The sequence below is a fragment of the Arcobacter sp. F155 genome (genome assembly GCF_004116455.1).
Taxonomy (GTDB): Bacteria; Campylobacterota; Campylobacteria; order Campylobacterales; family Arcobacteraceae; genus Halarcobacter.
Window position 1 is genome coordinate 127,722 of sequence record NZ_PDJU01000001.1, and the last position, 12,306, is coordinate 140,027.

The following is a 12,306-nucleotide window of genomic DNA, read 5'->3' on the forward strand; positions in this document are numbered from 1 at the left end:
TATTTAAATAATTAAGAAAAGGAATGAGTATGAAAATTTTATCAATTACAAGTTTAGCAGCAGTATTAGTTGCATCACAACTTCAAGCAAGTGATGTAAAACATGAACAAACTATTAGTAAAGTAGAAGATAGAAAATCTATTGTTGTAAGTAAAACAGATTTTAAAAAATATTTTACTGGAGGTGAAGTTAGAATTGACCCTGTTTATCCTAAAAGTGATACAAAAACTCACTCAGGTGCATATGTGACTTTTGAACCAGGAGCTAGATCAAATTGGCATACTCATCCAAGAGGACAACATATAATTGTTACTTCAGGAGTAGGGTATACACAAACGTGGAAGGGTGAAAAAAGAGTAATAAAAGCTGGTGATGTTGTTTGGTGCCCACAAGATGTAAAGCATTGGCATGGGGCATCAAAAGATATTGCAATGACACACTTTGTAATAACTGAAGCAGATGAATCAGGTAAAAATGTAACTTGGATGGAAGCAGTTACTAAGAATCAATACAACTCAAAATAAGGAATAAATAATGAAAAAGTATCTATTGGCATTTGTTTGTACTTTTTGTACATTTTTTAGTTTTGCTAGTGCAAAAGAGTTAGATTTGAAATTGTTAAGTAAAAAAGAGAAAAGTATTATAGAAATTTCTGCAATTACAACAATTGGAGACACAAAAAAGTTAACTAAACTACTAAATGAAGGTTTAGATAATGGTTTAACAATAAATGAGATAAATGAGGTTTTAGTACAACTTTACGCTTATGCAGGTTTCCCTAGAAGTTTGGGTGGAATTTTTACTTTTATGAAAGTTGTTGAAGATAGAAAAGCTAAGGGTATAGTAGATGAAAAAGGAAAAGAAGCTTCACCAATAGAAGAAGGTCTAAATAGAGATACTTATGGAGCAAAGGTTAGAGCTAGCTTAGCTGGGCAAGATAAAATTCCTGAGCCAAGTGGGTATCAATTATTTTCACCTACAATTGATAAGTTTTTGAAAGAACATCTATTTGCAGATATTTTTGCTAGAGATATTTTAACTCATAAACAAAGAGAACTTTCTACAATATCAATCTTAGCTGCACTTGGTTCAGTTGAGGGCCCTTTAAAGTTTCATCTACAAGCATCAATGAATACAGGATGGACTAAAGATGAGTTAAAAGAGTTTTCTTTAGTAATAGAAAATATACTTGGTGAAGAAAAAGCAAGAACTGTTCAAGTACTTTTAAAAAAGATATAGAAATAGGAAGTAATAAATGAAAACTATAGTTATAGATGGAAAAAAGTTTGATGTAGCGAAAATACCAGAAGATACTCCTTTATTATGGGCAATGAGGGATTATTTAAACATTACTGGAACTAAGTTTGGTTGTGGCGTATCAATGTGTGGAGCATGTAGTGTTTTACTTGATGGAAAAACAGTTAGAAGTTGTCAAACACAATTAAGTGATGCAATTGGAAAAAGTGTTACTACTATTGAAAATACTGAAGATAATGAAATAAATACATTAAGAAAATTTTGGAAAAAAGAAGATGTAGCTCAATGTGGATATTGTCAACCAGGACAAATTATGAATGCTGCAGGTTTTTTGAAATCAAATAAAAATCCAACAAAAGAAGAGATAGTTGAAGCTATGAATGGAAATATTTGTAGATGTGGTACCTATAATAAAATCCTAAAAGCAATTTCTCAAACAGCAAAGGAGATATAATGCAACAAAGTAGAAGAGACTTTTTAAAGACAACTTCAATAGCAACATCAGCTGTTTTAATTGGTTTTTATGCTCCTGTTAAAGGAATGGCAAAACAGTTAGAGACTAGTAAAATTTCAGAACCAAATGCTTTTATTAAAATTGAAAGTGATAATACAATTACTTTTATAATGGGACAAGCTGAGATGGGTCAAGGTGTTTACTCAACTATGGCAATGTGTATTGCAGAAGAGTTAGATGCTTCTTGGGAAAACATTATCTTTGAACCAGCACCTGTTAAACCTGTTTATGCAAGACCTGGTGCTGGAATAATGATGACAGGTGGTTCTGGTTCTATCACTAATCATCAAGAACAAGTAAGAAAAGTAGGTGCAGCAGTAAAAGAGATGATAAAAAAAGCAGCTGCTAAAAAATGGGGTGTTAGAGTTTTTGATGTAACTACTGAAAACTCATATGTTATAAATAAAAGAACAAGTGAGAAACTACCATATGGTGATTTTGTAGAGACAATAAAAAAACAGAAAGTACCTAGTGATGTTAAGTTAAAAAAGCCTAGTGAGTATAAGTTAATAGGTAAACCTATGAAAAGGCATCCAAAAGAAGTAGAAGAAAAAATCACGGGGAAAGCTACATTTGGAATAGATTTAAGACTCCCTAATATGAAATATGCAGCGCTAGTTCATCCAAAAGTTTTTGGTGCAAAAATAGAATCTTTTGATGATACTAAAGCAAAAGAAGTTTCAGGGGTCCTTAAAATCAAACAATTACCAAATCAAAAGATTGCAGTAATTGCAGACTATTGGTGGCAAGCAAAAAAAGCTGCAGATTTAGTTGAAGTAAACTGGGATGAAGGAGATTTTGCAAAAGTAAATACTCAAACTTTAAAAGAAGAGTATCAAAAAAGATTAGATACTGATGAAAATCCAGTTATGAGAAAAGATGGTGATATTGATAAAGCCTTTAAAGAAGCATATACAACAGTTGAAGCTCAATATGACTTTCCCTTCTTAGCTCACGCAATGATGGAGCCTTTAAACTGTACAGTACACCATAAAAAAGATAGTGCATATATCTCTCTAGGAAGTCAGTTTCAAACTAGTGTAAGAAATCTTTGTGCAGAAATTTTAGGAATTGATAATGAAAAGGTTGAATATCATAATACTTATTTAGGAAGTAGTTTTGGTAGAAGAGCCCCTGGAAATTTAGACTATATTAAAGATGCAATTTATACTTCAAAGGATGAATCATATCCTGTTATGACTTTATGGAGTAGAGAAGATGATATAAAACAGGGTAATTATAGACCAATGACTAAATCATCTGCAAAGCTTTCAATTGATAAAGAAGGAAATATTACAGGTTTTAAAGCAAAACTTATAAATCAATCTTTAGGAAGAGGTACTATGTTTGAACCATTTTTATTAAAGAATGGAATAGATGGTACTCAAAGAGAAGGATTAGAAAATCATCCATATAAGATTGAAAACAATGACTTACAAGCATATTGCCCAGAATCTCCAATCTCTGTTTTGTGGTTACGTTCTGTAGGGCATACTGTTTCAGCTCCTATTGTTGATTGTATTATTGACCAAGGTGCAAGTGCTGCAAATATGGACCCAATTGATTTTAGAATCAAAAATCTAAAAGATGAAAGGTTTGTAAATCTTCTTAAAAATGTTGCAAAACAGTCTGATTGGTATAATAGAAAAAAAGGGACAGGATACGGAGTAGGTATTGCTGAGTCATTTGGTAGTATTGTTGCCTATGTTGTAAAAGTAAAAGTTGAAAACAATGATTATAAGGTAGAGAAAGTATGGGGAGCAGTTGATTGTGGTTATGCTTTTAATCCTTATAATGTAGAAAACCAAATAATGAGTGCAGTTAATTTTGCTATTGGGTATACTAAATATTCTGAGTTAACAATAGAAAATGGTAGTACAGTTCAAAATAATTTTTATGACTATGAAGTAAATAGATTGAAAGATATTCCAGAAATAAATGTTGAAATCATTAACTCTGGTGCTAAGCTTGGTGGTATAGGTGAACCAGGTGTTCCTCCTATGTTCCCTGCAATTGCAAATGCTTTATATGATGCAACAAACAAAAGATATACAACTTACCCAATTAAGTTAGGATAAAAATGTTTTCAAATAAACAAGTTTATCAATTTATACAAAAATCTATAAAACAGAAACAAAATATAGTAGTAACTAGTGTTATTAAAACACTAGGTTCTACTTATTCAAAAGCTGGAAGTATATTTGTTATAAATGAAGAAGGAAAGACTTGTGGAGTATTAGGTAGTCCTAAACTTCATAATAAACTTTTAGAGTTATCTAAACAAGCTTTAGAAACTAAAGATGTTTTTGTTTTAGATAATATTCCAAGTGATGAATCTTCAGGACATGGGGAAAGTAAGTTTTTTATTCAAGCTTTTTTTTATGAAGAGAATTATGGTTTATTACAAGAGTCTTTAGAAAATACAAATAAAACTTTAGTTCGTTCTATTATTGATGGAAGATATTTTTTTGAAGAAAAACAAAGAAGTATAGAGTTAAAAGAGAATCTATTTTATCAAACTATTAAAAAACCTTATTCTTTATTGATTTTTGGAGCAGAAGCACATGTTGAACCTTTAATCAAAATGGCAAATTTACTTGGCTGGAAAACAACAATTATAGATATAAAAATCAATAATGAATTTGTAAGAAATGCAGATAAAACAATAAAACTAGAAGATGTAAAAGAGGTATTAAATATTGATTTTAAACAGTATGATGCTTCAGTTATTTTAAGTCATAGACCAAGTACTGATGAGGTATATTTACAAGCATTAGCTTCTTCTAATATTGAGTATATTGGAATGATGGGAAATAAAAAGAATATGATTAGAATTAAAAACAAACTAGGTTTAAACAATGATAATAGAATTTTTGCTCCTGTAGGACTTGATATAGGAAGTAATAGTTCAGAATCAATAGCACTATCTATTTGTGCTCAAATTGAGTCAAAGCGAAATGGTAAAATCTAATAATTTAGCTGTTGTTGTTTTAGCAGCAGGAATCTCAAAGAGACTAGGTTCTTGTAAGCAATTAGTAAACTATAATGGTGAAACTTTATTAAGAGTCACTGTAAAAAAAGCACTTGAGATTTCAAATGATGTTTATGTTGTTTTAGGATATAAAAAAGATGTTTGTGAAAAAGAGTTAGAAAATCTTGATGTAACAACTGTTTTTAATGAGAACTATAAAAAAGGAATGGGTACATCTATTTCTTGTGGAATAAAAGTTACACAAAAATTTAAAAATAGTATGATTCTTTTGTGCGACCAACCTTTTATGCCAGTTTCACATTTGAAAAAGCTTTGTGAAAAAATAGACAATAATCATATTATCTCCTCTTTATCTAGTAAAGGTTTAAAAAAAACAGTTCCTGCTATTTTTCCAAGAGCTTTTTATGATTATTTGATAAAACTTGATGAGGATTTTGGTGCAAAATATCTATTGCAAAATGAAAAGTCAATAGATATTTTACTAAAAGAGGAGTTCTCTTTAGATATTGATACAAAAGAAGATAAAGAAAAACTTCTTAAAGATAGTTTGATAGTTCAATAAGATTTTTATCTGGGTCTCTTAGATAAATTGATTGAATCTCTCCTAAAGCTCCCGTTCTTTTTATAATATCTTGTTCTAATTTTATATCTAAACTAGAAAGATGTTTTTTTGCTTCTTCTAAAGAGGTTTCAATAATAAAACATAAATCAGCACTTCCTTCTTTTACATTAAATGCTTTTGGCTCAAACTCTTTTCCTAGTTCATGTAGATTTATTTTTGAGTTTCCAAATTTCAGTGCAACTCTAGAGCCTTTGAAAACTTCCTTTTTCATACCTAAAGCTTTAGTATAAAATTCAACTGTTTTATCTATATCTTTTACTGTTAAAACAAAGTGGTCTAGGTTTTTAATATTTATCATTTTTCTTCCTATCTTGATAAAGAGATACCAAAGTTTATTCTTGTGATATCTTCATTATAATCAATTAAACTTTCTCCATATCCACTTGAAATTTGAATATGCCCAAATGTATTTTTTGAACCAAAGAAAGGGAAAGTCCAATCAAGTTGTCCATAACTTCTATTATCACTTGATTTAAGATTATTTCTAAGTAATAGTTTAAAAGTATGATCTTTATATGGATACATTAATGTAAGGTCTCCATAACCTAAATAATCATCTATATCATGGTTATCATCACTATCTTTATCCTCTTTTAGTCTATACCAAACTTTAGGAACTACGAAAAGGTGTTTATATTGGAAGTATGTTTCTAAATAGATTCTATTCCATGACCTTGATTTTTCTTCGCTTTGTCCATTTGATTCATGTAAAAAACCTGCTTTAAAACCTTTTAATGCAGTTTCATCTTTTTTTCCATATGGAACTGTTACAAATACTTCTGGTTTATAGTTTGTTTCTCTAAAAGGAGATGAATCATCATATATTTGCCACCAAGATGTTTGTGTATAACCAAAGTAAAAAGTTTCATCAAAGCCAAAGAAATCATGAATTATAGGTTTTTTTATACTTAGTTGAAATTTAGCTTCATTTCTTTTTCTATCTTCTTTTGATTTTGTATCATATGAGATTGGAAAGAAGTAGTTTTCTTGGTAAGCATAGATATCAAAAGAGGATTCTAGCATTTGTTCAATAGTTGATTTTGTCTCTTTATCATCAAAGCTATTTAATCCATTTTTTAAAGGTGTAACCTCTTTTTTTTCTACAATCTTTTTTTCTTTTACTATTTTTACCTCTTCTTCTTTTGGAAACTCTATAGTTTCAACATTTGCAAGCTTTTTATAAATGAGCATTGCATTTTTATAATCATTTGCTTTTTCATACTCTTTAGCTTGTTTTAGTAATTCTTGAGTATCTTGTGCATTTAATAAAATACAAATAGATAATAGACTTAATGTTTTTTTCATTTAATAAGTCCTAATGTGTACTCTAGGTTTGCATTATTTACAAGGTGAGAGTAGTAAGTGTTTACAAGATTTGATTTTGCTTGTGTATATTGTAGTTTTGCATCATTTAATTCTAATAAATCATTTAATCCAGCTTGGTATCTTTGTGATGCTAAATCAAGATTTTTAGTAGCTAAATTCAATGATAAAAGACTTATTTTAATACTTTCAAAACTTTGCTTAGTATTTAAATGTGCATTTGTTACAGCTTCAATTATTGCTAACTCTTGTTGTTCTTTTTGTTTGTATGATGAACTAAGATTTGAAAGAGCTATTTTCTTATTTGCATCCCTAGAAAAACCTGTAAAAATATCCCATTTTATATTTAATAAAACTGCTGTTTGATTTGAGTCTAATGTAGAGATATCATCTGAATCTTTTTCATTATATGAAGCACTTACATCAATAGTTGGAAGGTATTGATAGTTTGCATTTTTTACACTCTCTTTGTTTGCTTTGATTAGTGATTCATATTTTTTCATTTCAGCTCTATTTTTTATAGCAATATCAATTAGCTCTTCTACATTTTTATACTTTAGTTCTGCATTTTGTGCTAAAAGTTTAATATCCTCTTCATCAAGTTGTATTTTTAAGTCTTCACTTATGGCTTTACCTAAAATAGAGATTAGATTTGTTTTTGCTTTTTTTAAATCATAATTTGCTTGGATTAGTTTTAGGTTTGAATTAGATAATTGAAGTTGGGCATTTGTGATATCTATTTGAGTTCTAATTCCTGCTTTAAAATACTCTTTTGCCTGTGAAAGTTGAAGTTCATCTAACTTTACAGCCTCTTTAGCTACTACTATTTGTTGATGTCTATTTAAAATATCAAAGTAAGCTTTTTTTACTGCTAGAATGATTTGTTTTTCAATAGAAGTAACATCTTCTTGGCTAGCTTCTACATTGTATTTTGAAGCTTTTATTGCAGTTGTAGTTTTTCCAAAATCATAAATAAGTTGATTTGCATTAACACTTACACTTGTGGCATTTCCATCTTGTTTTACACCACTTTGTTTAATGTCATACTCACCTGTATTTGCACTTGATGTTACATATGGAAGATAAGATGCTTGTGATTGTCTTAATCTTTGCTCACTAACATCTTTTTGATTTTTACTTAGTTGTATATTTGTATTATTTTCTAATGCAATTTCAATAAGCTCTTCTAGGCTTAAACTTTTTGCATTTAAATTAATAGTTAAAAAAACAAAACAAATAGAATATATAAAAAGTTTACTCATTGTTTTTTCCTTTTCTTTCTCTTAGTCTTTGAAGTACTACAAATAGTACTGGAGTTAAAAGTAGAGTTAAGAATGTTGACATTATCATTCCTCCAAATACAGCAGTACCTAAAGATTGTCTTGATACAGCTCCTGCTCCACTTGCAAATACAAGAGGTAAAATACCAAGTAAGAATGAGAAAATAGTCATTAAAATAGCTCTAAGTCTTAAAAGTGAAGCATTTACAGCCGCTTCAACTATGCTTTGACCTTTGTCTCTTAACTCTTTTGCAAATTCCACAATTAAAATAGCATTTTTTGAACTCATTCCAATTAAAAGTACAAGTCCAATTTGAGTATAAGTATTATTTAAAAGTCCTGCAAGCATATTTGCACCTAAAGCTCCAAACATAACAGTTGGAATTGGAAGCATAATCATAAGTGGCATCATCCAAGATTCATATTGTGCTGAAAGGAATAAAAATACCATTAAGATTGATAATAAGAAAATATACATTGCTGCATTTCCTGCTTCTTTTTCTTGTAAACTCATACCTGCAAACTCATAACCAACATCAGTTCCTAAAGTCTCTTTAGCTATTTTTTCAATAGCTGTAATGGCATCACCTGAACTATATCCTTCTTTTATATTATGAACACCATTTATTGAAATACTTTGATATGAGTTAAAGTGTGTGATTGTACTAACTCCACTTGTTCTTTTTATTTCAACAATTGCACTTAGTGGAACAATATCTCCTTTAGTATTTTTTACGAAGAAGTTATTAATAGAGTTCTTTTCTGCTCTAAAGTTTTGGTCTGCTTGAATAAATACTCTATATGTTTTTCCATATTTGTTAAAATCATTGATGTATAAAGAACCAAGATATGTTTGAAGTACGGAGAATACGTCATTTAGTTTTAAATCTAAAGAAGCAACTTTATCTCTGTTTATATCAATGTAGTATTGTGGATAATTACTATTAAATCCAGTATATGCCATCATAATTGATTTATCTTCATTTAGTTTTTGAATAAACTCACTTGCTCTTTGCTCAAAATCTTTAATATCCATTGAACGAAGATTTTGAAGTTTTACTTCAAATCCACCAACTGCTGAAAGCCCTGGAATAGAAGGCATATTAAATACTCTTACATCTGCTGTTTGTATTTGTTCTTTTGCTTTTAGGTTTATATTATTTGTAATTGCTTCAACTGAAGTATCTTTTGAAGTTCTTTGCTCCCAATCTTCTAATACTAGGAAAATAGTTCCAGCTGAAGAGTCTAACGCTCCTGTAAGTATGTTAAACCCTGCAACAGAAATCACATCTTTAACACCTTTTGTTTCTTTCATAAGCTCTACAATTTTATCCGTTGTATCTTCTGTTTTATTAAGTGTTGTTCCTGCTTGTAAAGATATTGAAGCCACAAGTGTTCCTTGGTCTTCATTTGGAATAAACCCTGTTGGTAAAGTTTTAAAAGCAAAGAATGTAGCCCCAAGAAGTAAAACATAAACTAAAGCTACAACTTGCCAGTATTTGATTATTTTTTCTAAAATCTTTTTATATACTTTTTTGAAGCTCTCTAAAGCATTATCAAACTTTTCAAAAATGATATTTTTCTTTTCCTCTTCATTTTGTGCATTTCTTTGTTTTCTTTTTAATAAAGTTGCACAAAGTGCTGGAGAAAGAGTAAGTGCATTAATTGAAGAGATAATTACTGCAAAGGCAATTGTTGTTGCAAATTGCTGGTAAAGTGCTCCTGAAATACCAGGAATAAATGTAACTGGTACAAATACTGCAAGAAGAACTAATGTTGTTGAAATAACAGGTGCAAAAACCTCTTTCATAGCTATTTTTGTAGCTTCTTTTACACTTAAATCAGGATTCTTTTCTAAGTTTGCTTCTACATTTTCTACTACAATAATTGCATCATCAACAACAATACCAATAGCTAAAATAAGACCAAATAAAGTTAAAGTATTGATTGAAAAATCCATAGCTAAAAGTAGGGCAAAAGTACCTATTAAAGATACAGGAATTGCAATTGCTGGAATAATTGTTGTTCTAAAAGATTGTAAAAAGAAGTAAACTACTAGAAGAACTAAAAGTAAAGCTTCAAATAAAGTTACAATAACTTCTTTAATAGAAATCTCAACAAACTTTGTTGTATCGTAAGTTGGTTTTACTACAACACCATCTGGAAATCTTTGTTTTAACTCTTCTATTTTCTTACCAACTTGTTCGGCTACTTCTAAAGCATTTGCTCCTGGAAGTTGATAGATACCTAACAATGCAGTTGGTTTATTGTTTAGTTTTGCTGACCAACTATAGTTTTCAGCTCCTAACTCAACTCTAGCAATATCTTTGATTCTAACTTTACTTCCATTGTCATTGTGTCTTACAATGATATCTTCAAACTCTTTTGCTGATTCAAGTTTTGTTTTACTTGTAAGTGTGTATTGAAATTTATTTGATGTTGAGTTTGGACTTGAACCAATAGAACCTAATGCTGCTTGGGCATTTTGTTCTTTGATTGCTCCTACAACTTCATTAATGCTAATATTTAAATTTGATAGTTTATCTGGGTTTATCCAGATTCTCATAGAGTATTTTCTTTCACCTAAGTTTTGAACGTCTCCAACACCATCAATTCGTTTTAACTCTTCAGCAATATTAATACTTGCAAAGTTTGATAAAAATAGTGCATCATGTTGAGGGTTTGTTGAATCAACAGTTAAAATTTGAACCATAGATGTTGATTTTTTCTTTGTTGTAACACCTCTTTGTTTTACACTATCTGGTAAAATTGGTGTTGCTAGGGCAACTCTATTTTGTACATCAATAGCTGCAACATCTAAATCATATCCTGATTCAAAGTATAAGTTTATAGTTGAATTACCATCTGATGAAGAGGTAGAGTCCATATAAATCATACCTTCAATACCATTTAGTTGTTCTTCAATAGGTGTTGTAACAGAGGTTTCAACCACTTGTGCACTACCTCCTGTATATGTAGCACTTACTTGAATAGTAGGAGGTGTGATTTGTGGAAACTGAGCTACGGGAAGTAAATAAAGTGCAATAAGCCCAACTATCATAATAAAAATAGAGATAACTTTTGCAAAAATAGGACGGTTTATAAAAAATATTGAAAACATATCTTCTTCCTAAAGTTTAATTGGGTTTGCTACTTGTGTAGCCTCTACACTCATTCCATTTCTAAGTTTTGTAATATCACTAACAATAACTTTATCTCCTTCTTGTAAACCACCAGAGATGATTACTAAATCATTATTGCTATAGTTTAATTCTAATTGTCTTGTTTCAATTTTATTTTGTTCATTTACAACTAATACATAAGCTCCAAGTTGGTTTTGTCCTAAGTTATTTGGACTTACAGCTATTACTGGAATTTGATCTGTAATAAATAGGTTTATCTCAACAAAAGTTCCTGGAAGTAAAAGATTATCATCATTGTTTATGATGGCTCTCATAGCAACAGTTCCTGTTGTTTCATTTGTAACATTATCGATAAAGTCTACATGACCAGTTGTTTTAACTGTGTTGTATTCACTTTGAGACTGAATAACTTCAACCTTTGGTTTTTCTTCAGATTTGTATTTTTTAATAAGTGATACTTCATTTGTACTTGGACTAAAGTTTGTATATAAAGGGTTTGATTGAACTATTTTTGCTAATTCAGTGGACGAAGCATTTATCATGTTTCCAATATCAACTAAAGGTTTTCCAATAACACCATCAATAGTTGCTTTAATCTGTGTATATTCAACATCTAGTTTTGCTTGATTTAATGCTGCAATATCTGCATCAACTACAGCTTTTAGTTGTTTTTGTTCAGCAACTAATTGGTCTAGCTTCTCTTTTGGAGCAAGCCCTTTTTCTACTAAAGGTGCATATCTTTTAACATTTGCAATAGCAAGGTTTAAACTTGCTTTGTCTTTTTCTAAAGATGCTTCTCTTTGTTCTACAATGTTTTTATATTTTGTATCATCTATTTTAAATAGTAATTGTTCTTTTTTTACAAGTTGTCCTGCTTCAAATAGTCTTTGTTCCAATTCTCCTGTTACCCTTGAAGTAATAGCAACATTTTTATAAGCTTGGGTTTTACCAGAGAAGTTAACCCAAATAGGGTAGGTCTGCTTTTTAATTGTGTGTACGTCTACTTTAACTTTTTGTGTAGTAGGTATATTATTTTTTTCTTCTTTTTTTTCATTACAACCAGTGAAAAAAACTAAAGTAAATACTGAAATACAAGTAACTATAATAGATTTTAAATTCATGACTTCTGCCTTTGATAAATTAATTATTTATAATATACTATAATATAGTTTTAA

The 12,306-nt window shown here is 29.6% G+C and carries 11 protein-coding genes; 6 read left to right on the plus strand and 5 right to left on the minus strand.

All coding sequences use genetic code 11. The features are described from left to right. Positions 1 to 29 precede the first annotated feature (29 nt). The 6 genes from CRV03_RS00615 to CRV03_RS00640 are packed head-to-tail and all read left to right on the plus strand — an operon-like array spanning position 30 to position 5,325. Complete coding sequence (locus CRV03_RS00615; RefSeq protein ID WP_129083200.1) at positions 30 to 524, plus strand: cupin domain-containing protein; 495 nt, start codon at positions 30 to 32, stop codon at positions 522 to 524. Positions 525 to 534: 10 nt separating this feature from the next. Continuing rightward, complete coding sequence (locus CRV03_RS00620; RefSeq protein WP_129083201.1) at positions 535 to 1,239, plus strand: carboxymuconolactone decarboxylase family protein; 705 nt, start codon at positions 535 to 537, stop codon at positions 1,237 to 1,239. Positions 1,240 to 1,255: 16 nt separating this feature from the next. Beyond that, on the plus strand, positions 1,256 to 1,711 hold the full coding sequence (locus CRV03_RS00625; RefSeq protein ID WP_129083202.1) for a (2Fe-2S)-binding protein: 456 nt from the start codon (positions 1,256 to 1,258) through the stop codon (positions 1,709 to 1,711). Further along, a complete protein-coding gene (locus CRV03_RS00630; RefSeq protein WP_129083203.1) occupies positions 1,711 to 3,849 on the plus strand; it encodes a xanthine dehydrogenase family protein molybdopterin-binding subunit in 2,139 nt (712 codons plus the stop codon). The genes CRV03_RS00625 and CRV03_RS00630 overlap by 1 nt, the downstream gene beginning before the upstream one ends. A gap of 2 nt (positions 3,850 to 3,851) precedes the next feature. Further along, entirely contained in the window at positions 3,852 to 4,742 is an 891-nt protein-coding gene (locus CRV03_RS00635) for an XdhC family protein (protein WP_129083204.1), read from the plus strand. Further along, the gene (locus CRV03_RS00640; RefSeq protein ID WP_164968585.1) at positions 4,714 to 5,325 is read left to right on the plus strand and encodes a nucleotidyltransferase family protein; all 612 of its coding nucleotides are present in this window, start codon (positions 4,714 to 4,716) and stop codon (positions 5,323 to 5,325) included. Before CRV03_RS00635 ends, CRV03_RS00640 begins: the two co-directional genes overlap by 29 nt. Here CRV03_RS00640 and CRV03_RS00645 read toward each other — a convergent pair. From CRV03_RS00645 to CRV03_RS00665, 5 genes are read right to left on the minus strand one after another with little or no spacing between them, the layout of a single operon-like run. Then, a complete protein-coding gene (locus CRV03_RS00645) occupies positions 5,300 to 5,683 on the minus strand; it encodes a VOC family protein (protein WP_129083206.1) in 384 nt (127 codons plus the stop codon). The two genes, CRV03_RS00640 and CRV03_RS00645, sit on opposite strands and share 26 nt — an antisense overlap. A gap of 8 nt (positions 5,684 to 5,691) precedes the next feature. Next, on the minus strand, positions 5,692 to 6,690 hold the full coding sequence (locus CRV03_RS00650; RefSeq protein ID WP_129083207.1) for a phospholipase A: 999 nt from the start codon (positions 6,688 to 6,690) through the stop codon (positions 5,692 to 5,694). After that, entirely contained in the window at positions 6,687 to 7,970 is a 1,284-nt protein-coding gene (locus CRV03_RS00655; protein WP_129083208.1) for a TolC family protein, read from the minus strand. The genes CRV03_RS00650 and CRV03_RS00655 overlap by 4 nt, the downstream gene beginning before the upstream one ends. Further along, positions 7,963 to 11,109 carry an efflux RND transporter permease subunit gene (locus CRV03_RS00660; RefSeq protein ID WP_129083209.1) on the minus strand — a complete coding sequence of 1,049 codons (3,147 nt, stop codon included), beginning with the start codon at positions 11,107 to 11,109 and terminating at the stop codon, positions 7,963 to 7,965. Before CRV03_RS00660 ends, CRV03_RS00655 begins: the two co-directional genes overlap by 8 nt. Before the next feature lie 9 nt (positions 11,110 to 11,118). Further along, on the minus strand, positions 11,119 to 12,252 hold the full coding sequence (locus CRV03_RS00665; RefSeq protein WP_129083210.1) for an efflux RND transporter periplasmic adaptor subunit: 1,134 nt from the start codon (positions 12,250 to 12,252) through the stop codon (positions 11,119 to 11,121). Between the last annotated feature and the right edge of the window lie 54 nt (positions 12,253 to 12,306).